This is a genomic window from Campylobacter sp. BCW_4332 (assembly GCF_001763175.1).
Taxonomy (GTDB): Bacteria; Campylobacterota; Campylobacteria; order Campylobacterales; family Campylobacteraceae; genus Campylobacter_D; species Campylobacter_D jejuni.
Genome location: NZ_MJYF01000007.1, coordinates 1 through 23,481, shown reverse-complemented (window position 1 = coordinate 23,481; position 23,481 = coordinate 1). Strand labels below are relative to the sequence as shown.

General features: G+C 29.5%; 28 protein-coding genes, 1 tRNA gene and 3 pseudogenes. 24 read left to right on the top strand and 8 right to left on the bottom strand.

Going from position 1 to position 23,481, the window contains the following annotated elements; genetic code table 11:
• Window positions 1-39: 39 nt before the first annotated feature.
• Entirely contained in the window at window positions 40-1,245 is a 1,206-nt protein-coding gene (locus AJN64_RS00245; protein ID WP_053872469.1) for a saccharopine dehydrogenase family protein, read from the top strand.
• 12 nt (window positions 1,246-1,257) lie between these two features.
• Here the strand turns inward: AJN64_RS00245 and AJN64_RS09630 are convergent, their stop codons facing one another.
• From AJN64_RS09630 to sodB, 3 genes are all read right to left on the bottom strand, one after another.
• Entirely contained in the window at window positions 1,258-1,620 is a 363-nt protein-coding gene (locus AJN64_RS09630) for a hypothetical protein (protein WP_002870694.1), read from the bottom strand.
• A 125-nt stretch (window positions 1,621-1,745) separates the two neighbouring features.
• Window positions 1,746-1,949 (bottom strand): hypothetical protein, encoded by a 204-nt coding sequence (locus AJN64_RS09625; protein ID WP_070292523.1) that lies wholly within the window; start codon window positions 1,947-1,949, stop codon window positions 1,746-1,748.
• 68 nt (window positions 1,950-2,017) lie between these two features.
• Entirely contained in the window at window positions 2,018-2,680 is a 663-nt protein-coding gene (sodB, locus tag AJN64_RS00230; protein ID WP_053872470.1) for a superoxide dismutase [Fe], read from the bottom strand.
• Window positions 2,681-2,947: 267 nt separating this feature from the next.
• On the opposite strand from sodB, the gene AJN64_RS00225 reads away from it, so the two are divergent.
• Entirely contained in the window at window positions 2,948-3,130 is a 183-nt protein-coding gene (locus AJN64_RS00225) for a hypothetical protein (RefSeq protein WP_002851904.1), read from the top strand.
• Between the two features lie 135 nt (window positions 3,131-3,265).
• Here the strand turns inward: AJN64_RS00225 and AJN64_RS00220 are convergent.
• Window positions 3,266-3,340, bottom strand: a tRNA-Glu gene (locus tag AJN64_RS00220).
• A gap of 147 nt (window positions 3,341-3,487) precedes the next feature.
• Between AJN64_RS00220 and AJN64_RS00215 the strand changes: the two genes are divergently transcribed.
• Entirely contained in the window at window positions 3,488-4,051 is a 564-nt protein-coding gene (locus AJN64_RS00215; RefSeq protein ID WP_002851996.1) for a manganese efflux pump MntP family protein, read from the top strand.
• On the opposite strand, the gene miaA is transcribed toward AJN64_RS00215, so the two are convergent.
• Window positions 4,037-4,906: a tRNA (adenosine(37)-N6)-dimethylallyltransferase MiaA gene (gene miaA / locus AJN64_RS00210; protein WP_002851982.1), complete on the bottom strand. Its 870-nt coding sequence runs from the start codon at window positions 4,904-4,906 to the stop codon at window positions 4,037-4,039. The two genes, AJN64_RS00215 and miaA, sit on opposite strands and share 15 nt — an antisense overlap.
• Before the next feature lie 70 nt (window positions 4,907-4,976).
• Between miaA and mqnP the strand changes: the two genes are divergently transcribed.
• The 21 genes and pseudogenes from mqnP (at window position 4,977) to AJN64_RS09860 (ending at window position 21,041) form a co-directional block, all read left to right on the top strand.
• Window positions 4,977-5,861: a menaquinone biosynthesis prenyltransferase MqnP gene (mqnP, locus tag AJN64_RS00205; RefSeq protein WP_053872471.1), complete on the top strand. Its 885-nt coding sequence runs from the start codon at window positions 4,977-4,979 to the stop codon at window positions 5,859-5,861.
• A complete protein-coding gene (locus AJN64_RS00200; protein WP_053872472.1) occupies window positions 5,852-6,349 on the top strand; it encodes a hypothetical protein in 498 nt (165 codons plus the stop codon). The genes mqnP and AJN64_RS00200 overlap by 10 nt, the downstream gene beginning before the upstream one ends.
• Window positions 6,346-6,861 (top strand): DUF6115 domain-containing protein, encoded by a 516-nt coding sequence (locus AJN64_RS00195; protein WP_002860982.1) that lies wholly within the window; start codon window positions 6,346-6,348, stop codon window positions 6,859-6,861. Before AJN64_RS00200 ends, AJN64_RS00195 begins: the two co-directional genes overlap by 4 nt.
• 12 nt (window positions 6,862-6,873) lie before the next feature.
• On the top strand, window positions 6,874-7,836 hold the full coding sequence (gene moaA / locus AJN64_RS00190) for a GTP 3',8-cyclase MoaA (RefSeq protein ID WP_002860981.1): 963 nt from the start codon (window positions 6,874-6,876) through the stop codon (window positions 7,834-7,836).
• 2 nt (window positions 7,837-7,838) lie between these two features.
• A complete protein-coding gene (locus AJN64_RS00185; protein ID WP_044794467.1) occupies window positions 7,839-8,582 on the top strand; it encodes a 7-carboxy-7-deazaguanine synthase QueE in 744 nt (247 codons plus the stop codon).
• Window positions 8,579-9,160 carry a 6-pyruvoyl trahydropterin synthase family protein gene (locus tag AJN64_RS00180; protein WP_002858675.1) on the top strand — a complete coding sequence of 194 codons (582 nt, stop codon included), beginning with the start codon at window positions 8,579-8,581 and terminating at the stop codon, window positions 9,158-9,160. The genes AJN64_RS00185 and AJN64_RS00180 overlap by 4 nt, the downstream gene beginning before the upstream one ends.
• The gene (locus tag AJN64_RS00175; RefSeq protein ID WP_002933342.1) at window positions 9,160-9,585 is read left to right on the top strand and encodes a c-type cytochrome; all 426 of its coding nucleotides are present in this window, start codon (window positions 9,160-9,162) and stop codon (window positions 9,583-9,585) included. Before AJN64_RS00180 ends, AJN64_RS00175 begins: the two co-directional genes overlap by 1 nt.
• The gene (locus AJN64_RS00170; protein ID WP_002851635.1) at window positions 9,585-9,992 is read left to right on the top strand and encodes a membrane protein; all 408 of its coding nucleotides are present in this window, start codon (window positions 9,585-9,587) and stop codon (window positions 9,990-9,992) included. Before AJN64_RS00175 ends, AJN64_RS00170 begins: the two co-directional genes overlap by 1 nt.
• A gap of 1 nt (window position 9,993) precedes the next feature.
• The gene (locus tag AJN64_RS00165) at window positions 9,994-10,650 is read left to right on the top strand and encodes a 16S rRNA (uracil(1498)-N(3))-methyltransferase (RefSeq protein ID WP_002871515.1); all 657 of its coding nucleotides are present in this window, start codon (window positions 9,994-9,996) and stop codon (window positions 10,648-10,650) included.
• A 78-nt stretch (window positions 10,651-10,728) separates the two neighbouring features.
• Complete coding sequence (gene rpmE, locus AJN64_RS00160; RefSeq protein ID WP_002860977.1) at window positions 10,729-10,929, top strand: 50S ribosomal protein L31; 201 nt, start codon at window positions 10,729-10,731, stop codon at window positions 10,927-10,929.
• A 2-nt stretch (window positions 10,930-10,931) separates the two neighbouring features.
• Window positions 10,932-11,756 carry a 16S rRNA (cytidine(1402)-2'-O)-methyltransferase gene (gene rsmI, locus AJN64_RS00155; protein ID WP_044778709.1) on the top strand — a complete coding sequence of 275 codons (825 nt, stop codon included), beginning with the start codon at window positions 10,932-10,934 and terminating at the stop codon, window positions 11,754-11,756.
• A 13-nt stretch (window positions 11,757-11,769) separates the two neighbouring features.
• Complete coding sequence (gene rlmB / locus AJN64_RS00150) at window positions 11,770-12,453, top strand: 23S rRNA (guanosine(2251)-2'-O)-methyltransferase RlmB (RefSeq protein ID WP_044779788.1); 684 nt, start codon at window positions 11,770-11,772, stop codon at window positions 12,451-12,453.
• On the top strand, window positions 12,446-13,384 hold the full coding sequence (locus AJN64_RS00145) for a membrane protein (protein ID WP_044779789.1): 939 nt from the start codon (window positions 12,446-12,448) through the stop codon (window positions 13,382-13,384). The genes rlmB and AJN64_RS00145 overlap by 8 nt, the downstream gene beginning before the upstream one ends.
• Window positions 13,378-14,184, top strand: a complete 807-nt coding sequence (locus AJN64_RS00140; RefSeq protein ID WP_070243038.1) for a hypothetical protein — start codon at window positions 13,378-13,380, stop codon at window positions 14,182-14,184. The genes AJN64_RS00145 and AJN64_RS00140 overlap by 7 nt, the downstream gene beginning before the upstream one ends.
• An 11-nt stretch (window positions 14,185-14,195) precedes the next feature.
• On the top strand, window positions 14,196-15,398 hold the full coding sequence (locus tag AJN64_RS00135; RefSeq protein ID WP_044778706.1) for an LL-diaminopimelate aminotransferase: 1,203 nt from the start codon (window positions 14,196-14,198) through the stop codon (window positions 15,396-15,398).
• Between the two features lie 3 nt (window positions 15,399-15,401).
• A complete protein-coding gene (locus AJN64_RS00130) occupies window positions 15,402-16,649 on the top strand; it encodes a homoserine dehydrogenase (protein ID WP_044778705.1) in 1,248 nt (415 codons plus the stop codon).
• Entirely contained in the window at window positions 16,649-16,987 is a 339-nt protein-coding gene (locus AJN64_RS00125) for a YraN family protein (RefSeq protein WP_044778703.1), read from the top strand. The genes AJN64_RS00130 and AJN64_RS00125 overlap by 1 nt, the downstream gene beginning before the upstream one ends.
• A 56-nt stretch (window positions 16,988-17,043) precedes the next feature.
• Window positions 17,044-17,358 carry a thioredoxin gene (gene trxA / locus AJN64_RS00120; protein ID WP_002778629.1) on the top strand — a complete coding sequence of 105 codons (315 nt, stop codon included), beginning with the start codon at window positions 17,044-17,046 and terminating at the stop codon, window positions 17,356-17,358.
• 133 nt (window positions 17,359-17,491) lie between these two features.
• Window positions 17,492-18,430, top strand: coding sequence for a thioredoxin-disulfide reductase (gene trxB / locus AJN64_RS00115; protein ID WP_002857228.1), 939 nt, complete (start codon window positions 17,492-17,494; stop codon window positions 18,428-18,430).
• Window positions 18,431-18,599: 169 nt separating this feature from the next.
• Window positions 18,600-19,316 (top strand): annotated as a pseudogene (locus AJN64_RS09900) (gluconate 2-dehydrogenase subunit 3 family protein).
• A gap of 70 nt (window positions 19,317-19,386) precedes the next feature.
• Window positions 19,387-21,041, top strand: a pseudogene (locus AJN64_RS09860) (GMC family oxidoreductase).
• Between the two features lie 38 nt (window positions 21,042-21,079).
• Here AJN64_RS09860 and AJN64_RS09895 read toward each other — a convergent pair.
• The 3 genes and pseudogenes from AJN64_RS09895 to AJN64_RS00095 form a co-directional block, all read right to left on the bottom strand.
• Complete coding sequence (locus tag AJN64_RS09895; protein ID WP_407919714.1) at window positions 21,080-21,202, bottom strand: hypothetical protein; 123 nt, start codon at window positions 21,200-21,202, stop codon at window positions 21,080-21,082.
• 83 nt (window positions 21,203-21,285) lie between these two features.
• Window positions 21,286-22,433 (bottom strand): annotated as a pseudogene (locus AJN64_RS00100) (PhoX family protein); the annotation flags it as partial.
• Between the two features lie 133 nt (window positions 22,434-22,566).
• Window positions 22,567-23,481: methyl-accepting chemotaxis protein (locus AJN64_RS00095; RefSeq protein ID WP_002934477.1), on the bottom strand; the 915-nt coding region annotated here is incomplete at its 5' end.

The following is a 23,481-nucleotide window of genomic DNA, read 5'->3' as shown; positions in this document are numbered from 1 at the left end:
TAAATTTGATAAAATCAAAAAAATTTTTGAAGGATAGGAATGAAAAATCTTTTAATCATAGGCGCAGGTGGGGTAAGTCGTGTGACTACTGTAAAATGTGCAATGAATTCTGATACTTTTAGTAAAATCACTTTAGCTAGTAGAACAAAAAGCAAATGTGATGAAATCGCTGCTTTTATCAAAGAGCGTTTAGGGGTTCAAATTGAAACGGCACAAATTGATGCTGATGATAGCAATGCAGTTGTAGAACTTATCAAGAAAACAGAAGCACAAATTTTACTCAATGTGGCTTTGCCTTATCAAGATTTGAGTTTAATGGATGCTTGTATAAAAGCAAAAATTGATTATGTAGATACGGCAAATTATGAACATCCTGATTTAGCTAAATTTGAATACAAAGAGCAATGGGCGAGAAATGATGAGTTTAAACAAGCAGGAATTTTAGGACTTTTAGGAAGTGGATTTGATCCTGGTGTAACTAATGTTTTTTGTGCTTATGCACAGCAAAATTTATTTGATGAAATTTCTTATATAGATATTTTAGACTGCAATGCAGGTGATCATGGCTATGCTTTTGCGACCAATTTTAACCCTGAAATCAACCTGCGTGAGGTTTCTGCTAAAGGGCGTTATTGGGAAAATGGCAAGTGGATAGAAACGCAGCCTATGGAAATAAAAATGGAGTGGGATTATCCAGAAGTAGGTGTGAAAGATAGCTATTTGCTTTATCACGAAGAACTTGAGAGTTTGGTAAAAAATATCAAAGGTTTAAAAAGAATACGCTTTTTTATGACCTTTGGACAAAGTTATTTAACTCATATGAAATGTCTTGAAAATGTTGGAATGTTAGGGATTAAACCTGTGATGCACCAAGGAAAAGAAATCATTCCTATAGAATTTCTAAAAACCTTACTTCCTGATCCTGCAAGTTTGGGACCACGCACTAAAGGTTATACCAATATAGGTTGTGTGATTCGTGGTAAAAAAGATGGAAAAGACAAGCAAGTTTATATTTATAATGTTTGCAATCATGAAGAATGCTACAAAGAAACTGGTGCACAAGCTGTGAGCTATACTACAGGTGTTCCTGCTATGATAGGCACGAAATTAATCGCTAAAGGGATTTGGCAAGGAAAAGGCGTGTTTAATATGGAAGAATTTGACGCTAAGCCTTTTATGGAAGAACTGAATTCTCAAGGACTTCCTTGGAAGATTATCGAAATGACTCCAAGCTTAGGAGAGTAAGTGCTAGAGCACTTACTTTTGTCCTATATAAATAAAGTGCTCCACACTGCCTTCAAAATTATACAGATTAATTAATTCATAATCTCCCCAAAATAAAGGTTTAAAAGGTTTAAAATCTTCTTTTAATTCTTCTATGTCTTTAGTAAAGCGTATATATGAAGAACCACTCAATCTACCACTTGGACATCCTTTTACTTCACGCAAGCCATTATCCATAAGTTCTCCTCTTTCATACATACTATAGCCTTTATCGCTCATCATGGTTGCAAATATAATAGCTCCTTCATTGCATAGTTCATAAAATTCTTGCACAGCTTCTTTAAAAGCTTGTTTTGTAAGATAATATAAGCTTTGATTTGCAAATATAAAATCCATTTTTGTATTGAAGAGTTTTTTAAAGCTAGAATTAGGAGATATGATGTGAAAATTTTTAGAATCTAAGCAAGGATCTTTTTCCCAAACTTTTTTTAAACTAGGAACTATATCAATGCCATAAGGCTCTATACCCCCCCCCCGGTTATATTTTTAAAATACTTAGAATGCACTCCATTTCCGCAACCAAAATCAAGTAATTTTCCACTTATTTTGCTTAGTTTGTATTTTAAGATTCTCTCGTAAAATCTTATAACATGACCATCAGGATATTGAAGTCCATAACCTTCTTTGTCATATTTTTGAGTATATGCAGATAAAGAATTATCCATTTTTGTCCCTTTTTGTGTAGAATGTTGACTTAATGTCAAAATCCATTCTAGCACAAAAAAGATTAAAGTTATTTTACAGGGTGAAGTTCATTTGCATAAAAGCTAACTGATCCCATGCCTTCTTTTAAAGCCCATTCATAAGCTTTTGCAACAAATTCCCAGTTAATATGAGCATAGAATTTTTCTAAATAAGTAGGGCGTGCATTGCGATGATCTACATAATAAGCATGTTCCCAAACATCTACAACAAGTAAAGGAACTTTATCTTCAGTAATTGGTGTAGCTGCGTTTGAAGTACCTACAAATTCTAGTTTTTGATTTTTAGTATTATAAACTAACCAAAACCATCCTGAACCAAAAACTCCTGTAGCACCTTTGATAAATTCAGCTTTGAAATTTTCTAAAGATCCAAATTCTTTTTCTAGTGCCGCTTGTAAATTAGCATCTATACTTTGACATGAACCGCCACAGCCACAGCCTGTACTTGGCTTAATGCAATCAAAATAAAAATCATGATTATAAACTTGAGCTGCGTTATTAAATACGCCCCCATTTGAAGTTTTGATAATACTTACAAGATCTTTACCTGCAAATTCAGTATCTTTAATAAGATTATTTAGATTTGTAACATAAGTATTGTGATGTTTTCCATGATGATAGCTAAAAGTTTCAGCACTCAAAAAATCACCAAAAGCATTGGTATCATAAGGTAATTTTCTTAATTCAAACATAATTTCTCCTTTATTTTTAGTTTGATATTGAAAATATTACCATAATAATATTAAAAAGAGTAAAAATATCTTAAAAGCTTAGTGGGTAAAATTTCTATTTATTTAACCTAAATAAAATAAGATACATTTATAATATATTTTAATAATAATTTAAATATATTATAAAAAATTATATTTTTTTGAAATATTTTTACAAAAATATCTATTTGTTGATTTTTAATAATTACAATTAATTTGCAACTAAAAATTATTCATAAGGAGGAAAATATGAAAAAAGTTGTACTAATCTCAGCATTACTAGGTGCTTTCGCAGCTAATGTTTTTGCAGCTAATACTCCAAGCGATGTGAATCAAACACATACAAAAGCTCATCATTCAAAAGCTAAAGCTGATAAAAAACATGAAGCTAAAACTCACAAAAAAACAAAAGAGCAAACACCAGCTCAATAATGCCCAGCCTTGATATAAGTCTATAATAGACTTATATCAAAAGCTATTCGTATTCTACAAAATAAATTATTAATATTTATTAAATTTCAATAGAAAAAATGAAAAAATTGTTATTTTAAAAGAAAAATTAAAAAGTGGTGACCCATACGAGACTCGAACTCGTGTTACCGCCGTGAAAGGGCGATGTCCTAACCGCTAGACGAATGGGCCACTTTTAAGGAGTAAAAAATAAAAATGAAATTGAATTATATATATTTATTTCTTAAAATTTAATTAAATATATCAAAATTATGTGATTTTTATCTTTGTTTGATTATAATTTCATCTTCAATTTTTTATAAAATTTTAGGATTTATTATGGATTTTTATAGTCTTATTTTTTTATCCTGTGCTTTAGGAATGGATGCTTTTGCTGTATCACTATGCAAAGGTTTTAGTGTTAAAAAACTACATTTAAAACATTATCTTATTGTTGGAATTTATTTTGGTGGATTTCAAGCTTTGATGCCAACTATTGGTTATTTTATAGGCATAACTTTTGCATCTTTTATTGCGAGTATTGATCATTGGATAGCTTTTATTTTACTTTCTTTAATAGGATTAAAAATGATCAAAGAGTCATTGGAAAATGAAAATTGCGATAGTAATGCCAATCAATTTGGCTTTAAAACCATGCTAGCTTTAGCAATTGCTACGAGTATCGATGCACTAGCAGTTGGTGTGAGTTTTGCATTTTTAAATGTAAATTTATTATTAGCTATATTTTTAATAGGTATTATCACCTTCATTTTATGTATCATTGCTCTAAAAATAGGGAATAAATTTGGAATTTATCTTAAAAATAAAGCTGAACTTTTAGGCGGATTGGTTTTAATTATACTAGGAGTAAAAATTCTAATAGAACATTTATTTTTCGATTGAAAATTTCATTCTTAAAGTAGCTAAAGCTTTATCAAATTCCAAGGCTTTACTTTGAAATTTTTTATTAAAAGTTCTTTGTCTTTTGGCAAGTTGTGTAGTATGTATCGTGATTAAATTTTCAAGCTCTTTAAAGGAAATTTCTCCATCTAAATATTCTTTACACTCTTTCAAACCTATAGAATTTAATGCTTTAAGTTTATGATCAAATTTAGAAAAAAGAATTTTTGCTTCATCTAAAAGTCCATTATCAAGCATTTCTTTTGTTCTAGTTTTAATACGTTTTTTTAAAATTTCTTTATCCCACGCAAGCTCATAAATTTCTATATCTTTAAGCACCCCAGTTTTTTGTGTTCTTTTTAAAAATTCACTAGGAATTTCTCTTGTTTGTTCATAAATACCCAGCCATTTTTTTAATCTATAAGTATCATTTTTTTCTATTTTATAGTTTGGATCAATATTTAATAAAAGAGCATAAATTTCATCGTTATTTAAAGAACTCTTTGACTCTAAGGTTTTTTCACTTAAACCATCTATCATAGTTTTTAAATAAAATCCAGTTCCACCTACTATAATTAGAGGTAAATTTCTAGCTAAAGCAAATTCTTTTGCTTTTTGATATTCTCTTATGAATAACTCAACATTAAAATGTTCATTCACGCTCAATAAATTTACCCCAAAGTATTTTATACTCGCAAGATCATCTTGTGAAGGCTTGGCACTTGCTATATTAATCTCTTTATAAACACAAAGACTATCAAGACTTAAAACAACAGCATTAAATTCTCTTGCTAAAGTATTGGCTATGTATGTTTTTCCACTCGCGGTTGTTCCTATTAATGCTATTTCAAAAAACATTTTAATATTTATCCTAAAATTTATAAAAATTTTAGTAAAATCATAGCAAAAAATATTTTAAAGTAGAAAAATGAACACATTCTGGATAAAATTTAAAGATATTTTAGAACTTGTAGTATTTAAACATTCTATTTTTGCTTTGCCTTTTTTATTTTCCTCTATGATTGTAGCATCAAAACTTACAAATGACACTGCTTGGTTTGGTTTTAAGGCATTGATTTTAGGTATTATTTGTGCGGTAAGTGCAAGAAATTTTGCCATGGCTACAAATCGTTTAATGGATGAAGATATAGATAAGGATAATCCTCGTTGTGCAAATCGTCCTAATGTCAGTGGAAAAATAGGTAGAAAAAGCGTATGGATTTTTATTATTATTAATGCACTTATTTTTATATTATGTTCTTATTTTATTAATACCTTGGCTTTTTATTTGTCTTTTCCTGTGCTTTTTGTATTGGCTATTTATTCAGCTTTCAAACGCTTTAGTTCTTTAGCGCATTTAGTTTTAGGATTTTGTTTAGGACTTGCGCCTATTGCAGGAAGCGTTATAATTATGGGTGAAATTCACATTTATAGCGTTATTTTATGTTTAGGTGTAACTTTTTGGACAGCTGGGTTTGATCTGCTTTATTCTTTACAAGATATGGAGTATGATAAAAAAATAGGACTTCACTCTATCCCTGCTAAATTTGGCTCAAAGGCTACTTTATTTATATCAGCTTTTTGCCATATTTTAGCGGTATTATTTTGGCTTCTTTTTGTGTGGGAAGTTTGGGGTGTAGCACTTGGAAAAATAGCACTTACTGGGGTAATTATAAGCGGTATTATTTTAGCCTTGGAACATAAAATTGTTCACAAGAATTTTGCTCATATTGATAGAGCATTTTTTACTCTCAATGGTTATTTAAGTATTATCTTTTTTATTTTTATTTGGATTGATTTATTATGGAATTAACACTTTTTAAAGCAGGATTTGAAGCTCATTTAGAATGTTGTAAAATAGAAAATAACCGTTTTCTTGGAGAATACCTAAAACTTGGAGCAATTTCTCAAATTTTAAAATGGAAAAAACTTGCTTTACGCATTGATTTTGACGAGGGTGAAAAAATTATTTTTGATCTTCTTTTAAGTCTAAAAGAAGATATTTTAAGGCTTGAAAATTCTTTAGATAAAAATAAAGAACTTATACCGCTTAAGCAAAAAGGGGTAGTAGAATCTTTGAATTTTGAATATCTAAATTTTTTGGATACTATTTTAGAAGAAGATAAAGAATATTATTTAAGATTTGATTTAAATAATCAAAAAATAGCTATTTTTATCAAAGCTCAAAGTCAAACATTGGCAAAAATTATCAAAATTAAGCCTGAAGACAAAATGGCTTTTGATACTTTTGTTGTTGAAATTCAAAGAAATATGATAAGAAATAAGAAAGGCCAAGAATGAGTAATGATGTACTTTATTTAGTTTTTATAATTGTGCTTTTAATTGCAATGCTAGCCTATATGAATATCAAAGAAAGAGAAAATAATGCAAAAATAGCAAAACTTCAAAATGTGATAGAAGATATTACCAAAGAACTTCATTATTTTCGTAAAGAATTAGGGGTTAAAGATGATAGCGAAGAGGATGAAGACTATAAAATCTCTCTTTTAAAAGAAGAAATTATGATTGAACTTGATAAACAAATCAGTTCAAAAATCACTCCTGTTTTAAGAACACTAAAAACTATGGAACATATCATAGAAGATTTTCAAAATGAACAACAAAATCGTCTTTTAAATTTGGAACAAAAAGCACAAAGCATGGCTAAACTTACACCAAATTACGATACAGAAGAACAAAAAATAGAAAATCTTTTCAAAGAAGGAAAAAGCATAGAACAAATCGCTAAAGATTTACGCATTGGCACTGGAAATGTAGAACTTGTCTTAAAATTTAAGAAATTAATAAAATAGAATGGAAAATAAATGCTTATAGATCAATTCGGTAGAAAAATAAATTATCTTAGAATTTCAGTTACACAAAGATGTAACTTTCGCTGCCTTTATTGTATGCCAAAAATTCCTTTCGATTATCAGCCAAAAGAAAATTTATTAAGCTTCGAAGAACTTTTTTTATTTATCAAAGCAGCTATAGACGAAGGAATTGAAAAAATCCGTATAACAGGTGGGGAACCTTTATTAAGAAAAGATTTAAGTATTTTTATAAAAATGATTAGCGATTATAAAAGCGATATTGACCTTGCTATAACTACAAATGGATTTTTACTAAAAGACTTTGCTAAAGACTTAAAAAATGCTGGACTTAAACGACTTAATATTTCACTTGATACCCTAGATCACAAAAAAGCAAAAACTCTTGCGCAAAAAGATGTATTAGATAGTGTTTTATCTGGAATTGATGAAGCTTTAAATCTAGATTTGAAAGTAAAACTTAATACTGTAGCTCTTAAAAATTTAAACGATGATGAACTGATATCTCTTTTGGAATTTGCAAAATCAAAAAAAGCTCAAATTCGCTTTATAGAATTTATGGAAAATACTCATGCTTATGGTAAATTACAAGGATTAAAAAGAGATGAAATTATACAAATTTTAAGTCAAAAATATCAAATTCAACTTATAAAAAAAGATGAAAAAGCACCTGTGAGTATTTACAAGGCAGATGATTATGAATTTGGAATTATAGATCCTCATAGCCATGAATTTTGCGATTCTTGCAATCGCATACGCTTAAGCGCTGAAGGCTTGTTAATACCTTGCCTTTATTTTGATGAAGCATTAAGTATAAAAGAAGCGGTTCGAAAAGGTGATATTAAAGCCGCTGTAGAAATATTACAAGAGGTATTAAGAAATAAACCAGAAAAAAATAAATGGAGTGTTGTTGATAATAAAACCTCATCTCGTGCTTTTTATCAAACTGGAGGTTAATTTTGCAACTTGTTGAAAGTTTCTTAAGTATTCAAGGAGAAGGTAAATATAATGGAAAATTAGCTATTTTTATGCGTTTTGCTGGCTGTAATTTCAACTGTTTAGGTTTTAATGTAAAAATATCAAAAAACAATAAAACTCTCATCGGATGTGACACGATAAGAGCTGTTTTCACAAAAGATTTTAAAGAAAGTTATGAAACTTTAAATGCTAATGAACTTTTAAAAAGAGTGATAAAATTAAAACAAGGTTTTAATCCTATAGTTGTTATCACAGGTGGAGAGCCATTAATCCATTATGAAAATCCTGAATTTATAGAATTTATCCAAATGTTATTAAAAAATAAATTCGAAATACACTTTGAAAGCAATGGAAGCATAGAAATTGATTTTGATAGATATCCTTTTTACAAAGAATGTATTTTTGCTTTAAGCGTTAAACTCCAAAATAGCGGGATAAAAAAAGATAAACGATTAAATTTTAAAGCTTTAAAAGCATTTAAAAATTACGCAAAAGATAGTTTTTATAAATTTGTTTTAAATGCCAATACCCTTGATAATTCATTTTTAGAAATCAATGAAATTCTAAAAGAAGCTCCAAATCAAATTTTTTGTATGCCTATGGGTGAAAATGAGCAAAATCTTAAAAAAAATGCTCAAAAAATTGCTGAATTTTGTATTAAGAATGGTTATAATTATTCTGATAGAATTCATATTCGTCTTTGGAACAATAAAGAGGGTGTATGATTATAAGAAAATTATTTGAATTTGAAAACGCACACATTGTTAGATTTTGTTCTTCTAAGCGTTGCAAAAGTAGCATTCATGGACATTCTTACAAAGTTGAAGTTTTACTTGAAAGCAAATATTTAGATAATGCTGGAATGGTCTATGATTTTGGACTTTTAAAAACCTATATACGCCAAATTATTGATAGTTTTGATCATGCTATCACTCTTTTTAAATATGATGACGCAAAATATTTAGAAGAAATGAAAAAATATTCAAGTCGTTGGATTTGCCTGCCTGTTAATGTAAGTGCTGAAAATTTTTGTCGTGTATTTTTCATACTTATAGATGCTCTATTAAAACAAACAAAAATGGTAAATGGAGAACAAGGAGTAACTTTACAAAGCATCATTGTTCATGAAACAAGAACAGGCTATGCACAAGGTTTTAGAGAAGATGCCTATAGTGAGCTAATGCCAAAAATTTCACTTCAAGACATAGAATTTTCTAATGGCATTAAAGCAGAATGGAATGATATAGATTTTTATAACAAATTAAAAAATGAAGAAATTTTTATAAATCCAAAGGAGATTTAATGCAAAAAGCTAAAATTTTAATTGCCTTAAGTTTTTTTTTATTAGTTTTATCTGCCTGTTCTAATGATGAAAAAAATATTTCCAAGACTCAAAATACAGATCAAGAAGTAGTCCAAATAGAACAAAACGATGAAAAAACAGAATTAAGTGACTCCAACCTGCCTTTACCTGTAGATGATGAAGCACAAAGTTCAGATGATGAACATGAAGCCAATCCTAGTATTATCAACTCTTTATATAAACAAAAATGCGCCACTTGTCATGGAGAAAAAGGAGAATTAAAACCTAAAAACAGCACGGCCATTAAAACCTTAGGCAATAAAATTTTTATACAAAAAATAAAAATGATAAAAGATAAAAACCATAGTTTTTTAAGCGATGAACAAATTCAAAATTTAGCTGATTTTATAAACAAAGGAAAATAATGGATCAAAGTTACGAATTCTTTTTAGCTTTACATCTTTATAGTCTTTATGCGAGCGGTTTTTTAATGCTTTTTTATCTTATACTAACACAAGGAAATTTTAAAACCGAATTCATTTTTATTCGCAGAATACGATTATTTTTACCAATTTATTATTTATTTTTAGCTTTGATTATTTTTACAGGTTGTTTGTTATCAGCAATGAAACAATTTCAAATGAATGTCAATATCTGGGTAATGATTTTTTCTTGGATCTTAATTTTTGCCTTAGCAATTTTTCACTTTGTTTGTTTCAAAAAAGCAAGAAGATTTAGAAAATATGCCACTTTTAGATGGATTAGTTGTTTGATTTTACCTTTTGAAATTTTTTTATTGTTTTTGCCTTTTTTAATAGAAAGATATCTATAAAATGCAATTTTTGTATAACAAGCAAGCTGGAGAAGAGTTTATACAACTTCAAGGAGAAAATTTTAATCATTTAAAAGTAAGAAGAGTAAAGGAAAATTCGGAGCTAAATCTTAGAAATTTACAAGATAATTTTCTTTACAACTATACAATCACAAATTTAACAAGAAATTCTTGCACTTTAAAATTTTTAAACAAAAAATCACAAAATATAAAACAAAGTGAATTAAACTTAGCCTTAGCCATTATAGATATTAAAATTTTAGAAAAAACTCTACCTTTCTTAAATGAACTTGGAGTAAAAAAATTACATTTGGTTTTTACAAATTTTTCACAAAGAAATTTTAAAATCGATTTAGAAAGATTTGAAAAAATCATTATTTCTTCTTGTGAACAATGCGGTAGAAATACTAAAATGGATTTAATTATCCACCAAAGCACTCAAGAATTTGTTCAAAAATTTCCAAATGCAATTATGGTTGATTTTCAAGGAGAACAACAAAGTCATTTCGATGAAAAAGAATTATATTTTATAGGTCCTGAAGGTGGATTTAACAATGATGAGAGATTATTGTTTAACCGGAAAGTCTCTCTTAAAAGCTCTAATATTCTAAAAAGTCAAACAGCTATTATAGCTATAGCTTCAAAAATTTTGCTTTAACTTTTCTTAAATTAATCTCTTTTTTATGTTAAATAATTTATAATCACGGCTTATTGTTTTAATTTTTAAGGAAAACTAATGAAAAAAGAAATTCACCCAGAATACGTAGAATGCAAAGTAAGTTGTGCTTGTGGAAATACTTTTACAACAAAGTCAAACAAAGCAGAATTAAAAGTAGATATTTGTTCAAATTGCCATCCTTTTTTTACAGGTAGTGAAAAAATTGTAGATGCTGCAGGTCGTGTAGAGAAATTTAAGAAAAAATACGCAATGCAATAATTATGCTTTATTTTATTCCTACTCCCATAGGAAATTTAAGCGATATTTCTTTTAGAGCCTTAGAACTTTTAAAGACTTGCAATCTTGTGTTTTGCGAAGATACGAGAGTAAGTAAGTCTTTGATTTCATTATTAAATGCAAAATTTCACACTGATATACATATTTCTAAATTTATAGCCTTACACTCCCATAATGAAAAAGAGGTTTTAGCAAGTATTGATTTAAAAATATTTGAAAAAAATGTAGCTTATTTAAGCGATGCAGGAATGCCAGGGATTAGTGACCCTGGCAAGGCTTTGGTAGAATTTGCACAAGAAAATAATATCGCCTATGAAATTTTACCAGGTGCAAATGCAGCCTTAGTTGCTCTTGTAAGCTCGGCATTTTGTCAAAAAGAATTTATCTTTATCGGTTTTTTAGCAAATAAAGGCAAAGAAAGACAAAAAGATATAGAAAAAATTTTAAACTTTCCTTATCCAAGTATTATTTACGAATCTCCCAAGCGTATTTTATCTTTGATAGAACAAATTATGATTCTAGACAGCCAAAGAGAAATTTTCTTGATTAAAGAAATCAGTAAAAAATTTGAAAATAAATTTAAAGGCAATGCTAAACAGCTTTTTGAAATTTTAAAAAAGTCTAATTTAAACGGCGAATGGGTTGTAGTACTACAATCAAAAGAACAAAATTTTTTGCAAAATACTCTTTGTGAAAAAGATATTATGGATTTAGAGCTGCCTTTAAAAGCAAAAGCAAAATTATTATCAAAGTTTAATGGAAAAAATGCAAAAGAAATTTATCAAAAACTGCTTTTAAGTCAAGATTAGGTAAAATTTTAATATGATAGTTTATGGGAAGCAAATATTTTTTTATATTTTAGAATATCATAAAGACTGTATCAATGAGCTTTATTTAGCAAAAGAATGTGATAAAACTACTTTTTCCAAAATCGCAAAATCAGGTTTTAAAATCAAAAAACTTGATTTTAAAACTGCTCAAGCTTATGCGAAAGGTGGAAACCATCAAGGTTTTTTGCTAGATATTAAAGAAAGTTCTTTTGCGAATTTAAATGAGGTCAAAAAAAATGATTTTATTGTTATGCTTTATGGAATTAGTGATGTAGGAAATATAGGGGCTATCACGCGTACAGCTTATGCTTTAGGGGTTGGAGCTTTAATTTTTATTGGTGAAAAATTAGCCATGGAAGGAGTAATTCGCACAAGCAGCGGAGCGGCTCTTGATTTACCTATTGTGATAAGCAACGATGCTTTAAGTGTAATAAATGAACTAAAACAAGTGGGTTTTTATTTTTATGCGAGCGATGGCTCGGGAAAAGAAATTCACAGTGTAAAAATAAGCAATGGTAAAAAAGTTTTAGTTTTGGGGAGTGAGGGTTTTGGTTTAAGCTCTAAAATTGTAAAAAAATGCGATGAATGTGTGGGCATTGCGATGAAAAATAATTTTGATAGTCTTAATGTCAGCGCTGCTTTTGCAATACTTTGTGATAGGATGTTAAATGCTTAATTGGAAAAAAATACAAGAATTAAATTTAAAAGAAGTTGCAGCAAAAACACAAATTGAACTTGATTTTCTTGAAGCTTTAGCAGAAAAGAATTTTGCTGTTTTAAGTCGTTTTAATGTTAAAGGTTTTGTTAAAATTTTAAGCAGAGAATACGAACTCGACTTTAGTGATTTTAACGAAGAGTATGAAGCTTATCTTAGTGAAAACAATCCTACTCCACAAACAAAATCAAAAATGATAACCCCAAAACTAGATGCTTATAGTCAAAAATCCTCTAATGCTTGGCCTTCTTTGATTATTCTTATTGTTTTAGTGATCATAGGAAGTGGAATTTATTATTTTGATACACTTAAAACTTTTTTCAAAGATGAACAAAATAATACTAGTACAACAGTTATAGATATCATAGGACAAGCACAAGAAAATTTAAAATCTTTAGGTGGAAATAATGTTGTTGTTATAGACAACAATAAAGCACAAGAAACAAATAAAACAGAGAGCGTTTTACCAATCCAAAACATCTCATTACAAGAAAATGATAAAAACATAAGCATAGAAAATAATATCAGTGAAAATAACACAACCTTACTTGATGAAGAAAAAAATACCCAAATCCAAGAAGACATAAATACACCAAAAACTGATTCTTTAAAAGAAGCACATTTTAAAATCTCTACCAAGATTTGGATAGGTTTGATAGATTTAAAAAGCCTTAAAAAAACAAGCTTTGTTAAAGAAAAAGATTTTAATATTTCTTTAGATAAAGATCAGTTAATTTTAACAGGAGCTGCAGCTTTAACAATGTTTGATCAAGAAAATAAAGAACAAAAATTTCCTGCAGGAATTTCAAAACGTTTCTTGATTAAAGATGGAAAAATTACAAGTATTTCAGCTGCTGAATTTGCAAAATTAAATAAAGGCAAAGAATGGTAAAAAAAATTATTATTCTTACTCTTTATGTTAATATATCTTTTGCAATCTCAAGTCTTGATTTGGCAAAAAATTTAGTAAACAATCCTAGTAAAAATTCTCAACTAGAATTATTATTTTCAAATAATTCTTACATAGATAATAATGGAAATTGTGATATTGCAAAAATATCTCAAATATTAAAAACCAATTCTTTAATTGCCTTAACACTATCAAATCCTCAAACTCTGAGGCTAAATTTTAAAGCAAAAGCTGATGAAGTTATGTTTTTTAAAATTTTATCCGATGTTTTAACAGATGCCGGATATATATATTTTATCCCTACAGATTTGATTTTAAGAGAAGGAAATATTGACTATACCATACAAGTAGAATCTCAATATATTTTAGATCCTGGAACGCTTTACAATCTCTTAAAAGAAAATTCTGTCTATATAGATAATATTAAGCGTATTGGGGCATATGATTATGAATATGATTTAAATTTTTCCAATGCTGTATTAAAAACCAATACAAATGTTAATTTAAATACTCCAAAATCATTAGAAAAGCCCCTTAAAGACTATGTGCTTGATTTAAAAAATGCTACAAATTTGATTATTGATGCAAATGATTTAGACAATTGGTTTCCTAAAATCTTCTTTTTAGATAAAAATCTAAATCTAATTAAAGCAGTAAAAAGCGAAAATAAAAATAATCATTTTTCAGAACTTATTCCAAATGGTGCTATATATGCTATTGTAAGCGATATGTATAGTTTAGATAATATACGCAGGGGTTTAAAAATCACACTTAAAAAATAAAGGATTAAGAAATGTTTGATGAAATCCGTTTTAATACCATAGAAAGACTTCCAAATTATGTTTTCGCAGAGGTAAATGCGATAAAAATGGCAGCAAGACGTGCCGGAGAGGATATCATCGACTTTTCAATGGGAAATCCCGATGGTAAAACTCCACAACACATTATAGATAAACTTTGTGAAAGTGCTAACAAAGATAAAACCTCGGGATATTCTACTTCCATGGGGATTTATAAACTTCGCTTAGCAATTTGTAATTGGTATAAAAGAAAATATAATGTCAATTTAGATCCTGAAAATGAAGTTGTAGCTACCATGGGTTCAAAAGAGGGTTTTGTAAATCTTGCAAGATCGATTATAAATCCTGGAGATGTTGCTATTGTGCCAACTCCTGCTTATCCTATACATACTCAAGCTTTTATTATAGCAGGAGGTAATGTAGCAAAAATGCCTTTAGCTTATAATGAAAAATTTGAGCTTGATGAAAATCAATTTTTTGAAAATTTACATAAAACTTTAAATGAAAGCATCCCGCGTCCAAAATATGTCGTTGTTAATTTCCCGCATAATCCAACAACAGTAACTTGTGAAAAAAGTTTTTATGAAAGATTGATAGCAACAGCAAAAAAAGAAAGATTTTATATTATTTCAGATATTGCATATGCAGATTTAACTTATGATGGCTATAAAACTCCTTCTATTTTGGAAATTGAAGGTGCAAAAGATGTAGCGGTAGAAACTTACACTCTTTCAAAATCTTACAATATGGCAGGCTGGCGTGTAGGTTTTGTAGTAGGAAATAAACGCTTAGTCAGTGCGCTTAAAAAAATAAAATCTTGGTTTGATTATGGTATGTATACACCTATTCAAGTAGCAGCTACCATAGCTTTAGATGGAGATCAAACTTGTGTGGATGAAATCCGTGCAACTTATGATAAAAGAATGCGCATTTTACTTGAAGCTTTTGAAAATGCAGGCTGGAAACTTCAAAAACCAAGAGCAAGTATGTTTGTTTGGGTAAAACTCCCTGAAAGCAAAAGACATTTAAAAAGTTTAGAATTTTCAAAGCAACTTTTACAGCGTGCTAGTGTTGCAGTAAGTCCTGGGGTAGGTTTTGGCGAAGCAGGTGATGAGTATGTAAGAATTGCTTTAATTGAAAATGAAAATCGCATACGCCAAGCTGCACGCAATATCAAAAAATATTTAAAAGAGTAAGTTATGAAAGTAGCAATTCTTGGTTATGGCACTGTTGGAAGTGCAGTGGTTAAATTTCTTTTAGAAAACAATAAACTTATTCGTGCGAGATGTGGGCAAAGCATAACTCCTGTGATCGCTCTTGCTAGAAGTCCTAAAAAAAACGCTTTAATTCCAATTACTCATAGCGTTGAAGAAATTTTAAATGCTGATGTAGATGTTTTTGTGGAGTTAATGGGTGGAGTGGATGAAGCTTTTAAAATAGTGAGTGAAATTTTAAAAAAGAAAAAAGCTGTTGTTACTGCAAATAAAGCTATGCTTGCTTATCATCGTTATGAACTTGAAAATTTGGCTAAAAATTTAGCCTTTGGTTATGAAGCAAGTGTGGCTGGAGGAATTCCTATTATAAAGGTTTTAAAAGAAGGTTTAAGTGCAAATAATATTTTGGCTATAAAAGGGATTTTAAATGGTACGAGTAATTATATTTTAAGTTCTATGAGTCAAAAAAATATGAGTTTTAAACAAGCCTTACAAATAGCTCAAAATTTAGGCTATGCAGAAGCTGATCCAACTTTTGACATAGAAGGACAAGATGCAGCTCATAAACTGCTTGTTTTATCAAGTATCGCTTATAATCTTAAAGCTAAACCTGAAGATATTTTGATCGAGGGTATTAGCGAAATTGCGCCTGAAGACATGTATTTTGCTAATGAGTTTGAATTTACCATAAAACTTTTAGGTATAGCCAAGGTGCGTGAAGATAAAGTAGAATTAAGAGTGCATCCTACTATGATAGATAAAGAAAAAATGCTTGCAAAAGTCGATGGAGTGATGAATGCTATAAGTATTAATGGAGATTTGTTGGGTGAAAGTTTGTATTATGGAGCAGGAGCAGGAGGAGAGGCCACTGCAAGTGCTGTGATTTCAGATCTTATGGATATAGCAAGAGATCAGGTAAAAGCACCAATGCTTGGTTTTGTGAATACTTTAGAATACGAGCTTTTAAGCAAAGATGAAATTTATACAAAATATTATTTAAGGGTGAAAGTTGAAGATAAAATAGGGGTTTTATCTAAAATCACACAATTGATGAGTGAAAATAATATTTCTATCGATAGTTTTTTACAAAAACCTAAAAAAAATGATGAAAATTACAGTACTTTATTTTTTACTACGCATTTAACTTATGAAAAAAGCATACAAAATTTGCTTGAAATTTTACGCAAACAAGATTTTATAAAAACCAAGCCTTTTATGATGCGTATAGAATAATGGGTGTAAAAGCTTATTTAGATGGAATTTTAGGTGAAGATAAGGCTTGTAAATTTTTAAAAAAACAAGGCTTTGAAATTTTAAAAAGAAATTTCCATTCTAAATTTGGAGAAATCGATATAATAGCCAAAAAAGATGAAATTTTACATTTTATAGAGGTTAAATTTACTCAAAATGATTATGAAGCTTCCGAGCGTTTGAATAGAAAAAAACTTGAAAAAATTTTAAAAACTATAGAATTTTATCATCTTAAAAATGGAATTTCATCGGATTTTCAGATTGATCTGATTTGCATTAAAAATGATGTGATACAATTTTGCGAAAATATAAGTTTTTAAGCTGATATTTAAAAAAATAAAATACAATTAGACAAAAATTAAAGAAAGGAAAAATTATGGGAAAATATATTGAATTAACAAGTGATAATTTTGCTCAAGCAAAAGAAGGTGTAGCTTTAGTTGATTTTTGGGCTCCATGGTGCGGACCTTGTAGAATGCTTGCTCCAGTTATTGATGAACTTGCAAATGACTTTGATGGTAAAGCTAAAATTTGCAAAGTAAATACAGATGAACAAGGTGATTTAGCAGCTGAATTTGGTGTTCGCTCTATTCCTACGCTTATTTTCTTTAAAAATGGTGAAGTTGTAGATCAACTCGTTGGTGCACAATCTAAACAAGCAATTAGTGATAAACTAAACTCTTTACTATAAACTAAAGGCTAGTATAACTAGCCTTCTTCTTAAAAATTTCAAATTTATACTAAATAATAATTTTTATTAACTACTATTAAGAATAATTTTTATATCATTATTAATAATAAAATTCAATATAAAGGAAATGTAGATGTTAGATGTAGCAATCATAGGTGGAGGTCCTGCTGGACTTAGTGCCGGACTTTATGCAACTAGAGGTGGTCTTAAGAATGTAGTAATGTTTGAAAAAGGTATGCCTGGCGGACAAATTACCTCAAGTTCTGAAATAGAAAATTATCCAGGTGTAGCCCAAGTTATGGATGGAATTTCTTTTATGGCTCCTTGGAATGAACAATGTATGCGCTTTGGTTTAAAACATGAAATGGTTGGAGTAGAACAAATTTTAAAAAATAGTGATGGAAGTTTTACCATCAAATTAGAAGGTGGTAAAACAGAACTTACTAAAGCTGTGATAGTTTGCACAGGTTCAGCTCCAAAAAGAGCAGGTTTTAAAGGCGAAGATGAATTTTTTGGAAAAGGTGTAAGCACTTGTGCAACTTGTGATGGATTTTTTTATAAAAATAAAGAAGTTGCAGTTTTAGGTGGTGGAGATACGGCTTTAGAAGAAGCTTTGTATCTAGCAAATATTTGTTCTAAGGTTTATCTTATCCACCGCAGAGATGAGTTTAGAGCAGCTCCATCTACAGTAGAAAAAGTTAAGAAAAATGAAAAAATAGAACTCATTACTAGTGCAAGTGTAGATGAAGTATATGGTGATAAAATGGGTGTTACTGGTGTAAAAGTAAAATTAAAAGATGGTAGTATTAGAGATTTAAATGTTCCAGGAATTTTTACTTTTGTTGGTCTTAATGTAAGAAATGAAATTTTAAAACAAGACGATGGTAAGTTTTTATGCAATATGGAAGAAGGTGGGCAAGTAAGTGTTGATCTTAAAATGCAAACTAGTGTTGCTGGACTTTTTGCCGCAGGAGATCTTAGAAAAGATGCACCTAAGCAAGTGATTTGTGCTGCAGGTGATGGAGCTGTAGCTGCATTAAGTGCTATGGCTTATATAGAAAGCTTGCATTGATTTTTTCTTATTGTAGGCTAGAATTCCTAGCCTAAATCTTTATATCAACACTCCTTAAAAATATAAAATATTTTTTCATAACGTTTTATAAATATTATTAAATATAATTTAAATTATACTTAATTTTGTTACATAATTACACATTTAAAAAAATAAGGAAGGAAAAAACATGGACAAAAAACAAAGTCGCAGAAATTTTCTTAAAGCCTCATCTTTGTTTGCTTTAGTAGGTGCTATCGCACCAAGTATGGTTTTTGCTCATACGCACAATCAAAACAATTTGAATTCTACTCAAAATTATCGTGCTAGAATTTTTTTTAATAATTCTGCACAACTTGATATTCTGAGTGAAGCAGTAGAAAGAATTTTTCCCGAAGATGATTTAGGACCAGGTGCTAAAAAATTAGGTGTAGCTATTTTTATAGATAATGAACTTGCAGGAAATTACTGAAGTGGAGCAAAAGATTATCGCTTTGGACCTTTTATACAAGGAAAGAAAAATCAAGGTTATCAATATCCTTTAACTAGAGCCGAACTTTTTAAAATGGGGGTAAATGCTTTAGATGAAGAAGCAAAACTTCGTTATAAAAAAGGCTTTGTAGAGCTTAGCGCAAAACAAAAAGATGAAGTCTTAAGAGCTTTTGAACAAGATAAAACAAAGGTTTCTTTTGGAGATAAGATAAAAGCTAGCGATTTTTTTACAGAGTTAAGAAGCATAACTATAACAGGAGTTTATGCTGATCCAATTTATGGCGGCAATGCAAATATGCAAGCTTGGCGCATGAAAAAATTCCCAGGCGCTCAAATGACTTACGCAGCTCAAGTTTTAGATGGAGATAAATTTGAAGTGATAGAGCCTATTTCTTTGGCTGATATGTCACATTAAAGGAATACAAATGGCAAAAATACTTAAAAAAACAGATGTTGTTGTTATAGGTTTAGGTTGAAGTTCTTCTATTGTTGCAAATGAATGCGCTAAAGCAGGGATTAAAGTTGTCGCCTTAGAAAGGGGTGGACATCAAGATACTTCGGATTTTTTGGGTGCGCATGATGAGTATAAATATGTAAATAATGCTGCAATGAAACAAGATTTAAGTAAAGAAAGTATATGTGTTAGGAATAATGATAATGAAATTGCTTTACCAATGAGAAAAAATTATGCTTTTGATGTCGGTAATAATGTTGGTGGAGCAGGAGTTCATTGGAATGGCATGAGTTATCGTTTTCTACCTTATGACTTTCAAATAAAATCTTTAACAGAAGAAAAATATGGCAAAAATAAAGTTTCTAAAGAATACACTATTCAAGATTGGGGTGTAAACTATGATGAAATGGAACCTTACTACGACAAAGCTGAAAAAATGATGGGAGTTTCTGGAGAAGATAAAAGTCCTTTCTCAGGAAAAAGAAAAAATTCTTATCCAAATCCTCCTTTAGAAAAAACAACTATGTTAAAAAAATTTGATAAAGCAACGAAAAAACTTGAATATCATCCATGTATGGTTCCTGCTTCAAACTCATCTCAAACTTATACAAATCCTGATAAACAAAGCTTGGGAGCATGTCAATATTGTGCTTTTTGTGAGCATTTTGGCTGTGAATATGGTGCAAAAGCTTCTCCTATAGTAACAACTATACCTTCAGCTTTAGCAACTAAAAACTTAGATATTAAAACGCATGCTAATGTTTTAGAAATTTTGCATAAAGATGGTAAAGCTACAGGGGTAAAATTTATCAATACTTTAACTTTAGAAGAATTTATCCAGCCTGCAGAAGTGGTTATGCTAGGCTCTTATGTTTTCAACAATGCTAAACTTTTAATGGTTTCTAATATAGGCGAAATTTATAATCCAAAAACAGGCAAAGGAACTTTAGGAAAAAATTATAGTTATCAAATCACACCTAGTGTTAATGGTTTTTTCAAAGATCCATTTAATTCTTATCTTGGATCTGGGCACTTTGCAATTGGATAGATGATTTTAACGGGGATAATTTCGATCATTCTAAACTTGATTTTATTCATGGAGCAAGCTTTAGAATTTCCCAAAATGGAGCAAGACCTATAGCATCAAATCCAATTAAACCAGGTACACCTTCATGGGGAGCCGAATTTAAAAAAGCTTCTATTTATAATTATACTCGATTTACTTATATTGGAGCTCAGGGTGCATCTATTCCTTATATAGGTAATTATTTATCCCTTGATCCAACTTATAAAGATGCTTATGGACTACCACTTATCCGCGTAACCTATAATTTTACCAAACAAGATAAAAATCTTTATAATTTTATGCTTCCAAAACTAAAAAGCATCATGCAAGAAATGGGAGCGCAAAATATTTACACTTCGCCAAAATTAGGAGATTATGGAGTAGTTTCAAATGGTTGGTATACTTCTACCCATATTGCTGGCGGAACTATAATGGGTACAGATAAAAGTACAAGTGTAGTTAATCCTTATTTACAACATTGGGATGTTAACAATCTTTTTGTCGTAGGTGCAGGAAATTTTCCACATAATCCAGGCTACAACCCTACCTTAACCTTAAATGCTTTAGCCTATCGTGCTAGCGAAGCTATTATAAAATATTTAAAAACTGGTAATTGCTAATGCAGTAATTAAATTCCAAGCCTTAAGCTTGGAATTTATTAGCTTCCTATCACTCCACTATCAAGTTTTCTTATCATCATTACACTCGATCTTGGCGTTTTTCCATAAGGAAAAGTACTACCTTTTAAACCTTCTCTTGGGTGTTGTATACCTACAAACATTGTAGTATAACCCTCACTAAAAACAATCCCTGTTAATTCACAAGCAATAAACCCTGTTAAAAAACGTCTGATTTCCCTATTTTTGGATTTACTGCTAGCATGCAGTTATTCCCATACCTTCGTATTCATCTTTATTAGATAAGATCCATCTGTTTGCATCCAAAGTCTTCCATCTCTATCAAATTTAAGCTCATCAAGAGATAGGTTCTTGGTGGTTTTATTATTTGCTAGTATTGCAAATACTTCTTTAGAACCACTTTGCTTGTGGCTTGCTATCCATTTTCCCTATCTTTTAAAATCTCCCACTTTACCATTAAACTGTCCTATATACAAAATGCTTTCATCTAATAATTTTGCTATATTAGCACCTTTTTTATATTTGTGTTTACTAATAAATTTAAAAATAACACGTCATTCACCCATATAAACCCGTCTTTTTTACGATAATTCCTATATTTACATGTTTAAACACCCTAAAGAAGTTCTTTTAAAGCATATTTTTATATTAAAAGATTGATTTCGTCGATATTTTTAGCTAAATCAAATATTTCATCAAAATTCTAAATTTTCATCTAAAATTCAAAAAATCGTCAAAATTTTCTTCACAGGTGATATAAGTTTCCCAAAGTGTTTGTTCATTCGTATAATTTGCAAAAGTTCCATGAACAAATTTTTCATTTTTTAAAACTTCTTTTTTAGCTGCTCCACTTACTTGCATTTTAGTGTTTGCATCGATTCTGCGGTTATACTTAGAGTCTAAAAACAGTCCAATCATCATCTTTTTTTCGATTTCTAAGACACTCACACCCACACTAGCTTGCTCATATAAAATATCTTCTTTGCTTAAATTTTTGCTATGGATGATTAAATATAATTTCAGGATTTATATATTCATTATTAACGGCTAAAATTGCTCTATTTTTTGAAAGTGGAAAAAACTCATACCATCATCGTTATCTCTAAAAAACCAAATGAGCATTTTAACTACATTTATATCGATGATTTTATTTTCATCATAAGGTTTTGCTTTACTAAAAGTGGATTACCTCAAGAAATTAAAACCCTTGCTTCATAACCTTGTGGTGCTATAACTTTATCTTGTGTGCTTGCATCAACAACTTTAAAACCTAGAAAATCCTTATCCTTAAGCATAGCAGCACTTAAATTTGAACTTAAAAAAAGCCACCATAGAACCTAAAGCTGAACCTTTTAAAAACAATATTCTTTCCATTTATTTTTACTCCATTTAAAATTTAAAACAATGGAAATATAAAAATATTTGGAAACTTTTTAGAAATTTTGATGAAAAATTTAAATCGAAGAAAAAATTTATACCTAGTTTTTCACTAGGTATAAATGACTAATTAAAACCTCTTCTTCTTAACATCTTCTAAGATATTATTAGCTATATCACTTACTGTACTAGAAATAATAGCTGATTCATTAGCAATTTCAACATTATCTTTAGTAGTTTGATCAATTTGTGCTACGCTATCATTGATTTGAGTAATACCTGCAGTTTGTTCTTTAATACTTTCTGCCATATCATTGATAGATTGAACAAGTAAATTAGTATTAGCTTCTATTTCAGATAAAGACTTTTGAGTTCTCTCAGCTAGTTTTCTAACTTCATCAGCCACAACAGCAAAGCCTCTACCATGTTCTCCAGCACGTGCAGCTTCAATAGCTGCATTTAAAGCTAGAAGATTGATTTGATCTGCGATATCTCCTATAATACCTGTAACATTTTTAATCTCTTCAGATTGAGTGATAACATCACTAGTTTTAACTGAAACATTTTGCATAGAAGAAGTGATCTCTTCTAAAGCTGCTGCAGTTTCTTCTAAAGATTGAGCTTGAGAATTTGAAGAAGTGGTTAAGCTTTGAACAGCAGTTTGTAATTTTCCACTTTCATTAGCTAAAGCATTAGCAAAGTCTGAACTTTGTTTTAGCATTTTAACTATTTCATCACCTAAAGCATTAGTAGTTAATTCAACACTTCCTGAAGCATTAGAGATTTTATTTCTAAAATCTAAGCTTTTGTATTCTTCAAATATTTTATGAATAACATTCATATCAGAACCTACTCTAGCTTGTAAAACATCAAGAAGTTTATTTAGAACATTTTTAAGTTCAATAAGCTGTGGGTTTCTTGGATTAGCAGTAATTCTTGCTGTTAGATTACCACCTTCTACAACTGATACGGTTTGAACTGATTCTTTAACAGCTTGATTGTCTTGTTCTAAACCTTTTTTAGTAGCAAGGATGTTTTCGTTGAT

What these genes read in the sequence shown, in the direction of transcription:
- AJN64_RS00245 (WP_053872469.1), top strand. Translation starts at nt 40, where the DNA reads ATGAAAAATCTTTTAATCATAGGCGCAGGTGGGGTAAGTCGTGTGACT.
- AJN64_RS09630 (WP_002870694.1), bottom strand. Translation starts at nt 1,620, where the DNA reads ATGGATTTTATATTTGCAAATCAAAGCTTATATTATCTTACAAAACAA.
- AJN64_RS09625 (WP_070292523.1), bottom strand. Translation starts at nt 1,949, where the DNA reads ATGGATAATTCTTTATCTGCATATACTCAAAAATATGACAAAGAAGGT.
- sodB (WP_053872470.1), bottom strand. Translation starts at nt 2,680, where the DNA reads ATGTTTGAATTAAGAAAATTACCTTATGATACCAATGCTTTTGGTGAT.
- AJN64_RS00225 (WP_002851904.1), top strand. Translation starts at nt 2,948, where the DNA reads ATGAAAAAAGTTGTACTAATCTCAGCATTACTAGGTGCTTTCGCAGCT.
- AJN64_RS00215 (WP_002851996.1), top strand. Translation starts at nt 3,488, where the DNA reads ATGGATTTTTATAGTCTTATTTTTTTATCCTGTGCTTTAGGAATGGAT.
- miaA (WP_002851982.1), bottom strand. Translation starts at nt 4,906, where the DNA reads ATGTTTTTTGAAATAGCATTAATAGGAACAACCGCGAGTGGAAAAACA.
- mqnP (WP_053872471.1), top strand. Translation starts at nt 4,977, where the DNA reads ATGAACACATTCTGGATAAAATTTAAAGATATTTTAGAACTTGTAGTA.
- AJN64_RS00200 (WP_053872472.1), top strand. Translation starts at nt 5,852, where the DNA reads ATGGAATTAACACTTTTTAAAGCAGGATTTGAAGCTCATTTAGAATGT.
- AJN64_RS00195 (WP_002860982.1), top strand. Translation starts at nt 6,346, where the DNA reads ATGAGTAATGATGTACTTTATTTAGTTTTTATAATTGTGCTTTTAATT.
- moaA (WP_002860981.1), top strand. Translation starts at nt 6,874, where the DNA reads ATGCTTATAGATCAATTCGGTAGAAAAATAAATTATCTTAGAATTTCA.
- AJN64_RS00180 (WP_002858675.1), top strand. Translation starts at nt 8,579, where the DNA reads ATGATTATAAGAAAATTATTTGAATTTGAAAACGCACACATTGTTAGA.
- AJN64_RS00175 (WP_002933342.1), top strand. Translation starts at nt 9,160, where the DNA reads ATGCAAAAAGCTAAAATTTTAATTGCCTTAAGTTTTTTTTTATTAGTT.
- AJN64_RS00170 (WP_002851635.1), top strand. Translation starts at nt 9,585, where the DNA reads ATGGATCAAAGTTACGAATTCTTTTTAGCTTTACATCTTTATAGTCTT.
- AJN64_RS00165 (WP_002871515.1), top strand. Translation starts at nt 9,994, where the DNA reads ATGCAATTTTTGTATAACAAGCAAGCTGGAGAAGAGTTTATACAACTT.
- rpmE (WP_002860977.1), top strand. Translation starts at nt 10,729, where the DNA reads ATGAAAAAAGAAATTCACCCAGAATACGTAGAATGCAAAGTAAGTTGT.
- rsmI (WP_044778709.1), top strand. Translation starts at nt 10,932, where the DNA reads ATGCTTTATTTTATTCCTACTCCCATAGGAAATTTAAGCGATATTTCT.
- rlmB (WP_044779788.1), top strand. Translation starts at nt 11,770, where the DNA reads ATGATAGTTTATGGGAAGCAAATATTTTTTTATATTTTAGAATATCAT.
- AJN64_RS00145 (WP_044779789.1), top strand. Translation starts at nt 12,446, where the DNA reads ATGCTTAATTGGAAAAAAATACAAGAATTAAATTTAAAAGAAGTTGCA.
- AJN64_RS00140 (WP_070243038.1), top strand. Translation starts at nt 13,378, where the DNA reads ATGGTAAAAAAAATTATTATTCTTACTCTTTATGTTAATATATCTTTT.
- AJN64_RS00135 (WP_044778706.1), top strand. Translation starts at nt 14,196, where the DNA reads ATGTTTGATGAAATCCGTTTTAATACCATAGAAAGACTTCCAAATTAT.
- AJN64_RS00130 (WP_044778705.1), top strand. Translation starts at nt 15,402, where the DNA reads ATGAAAGTAGCAATTCTTGGTTATGGCACTGTTGGAAGTGCAGTGGTT.
- AJN64_RS00125 (WP_044778703.1), top strand. Translation starts at nt 16,649, where the DNA reads ATGGGTGTAAAAGCTTATTTAGATGGAATTTTAGGTGAAGATAAGGCT.
- trxA (WP_002778629.1), top strand. Translation starts at nt 17,044, where the DNA reads ATGGGAAAATATATTGAATTAACAAGTGATAATTTTGCTCAAGCAAAA.
- trxB (WP_002857228.1), top strand. Translation starts at nt 17,492, where the DNA reads ATGTTAGATGTAGCAATCATAGGTGGAGGTCCTGCTGGACTTAGTGCC.
- AJN64_RS09895 (WP_407919714.1), bottom strand. Translation starts at nt 21,202, where the DNA reads ATGTTTGTAGGTATACAACACCCAAGAGAAGGTTTAAAAGGTAGTACT.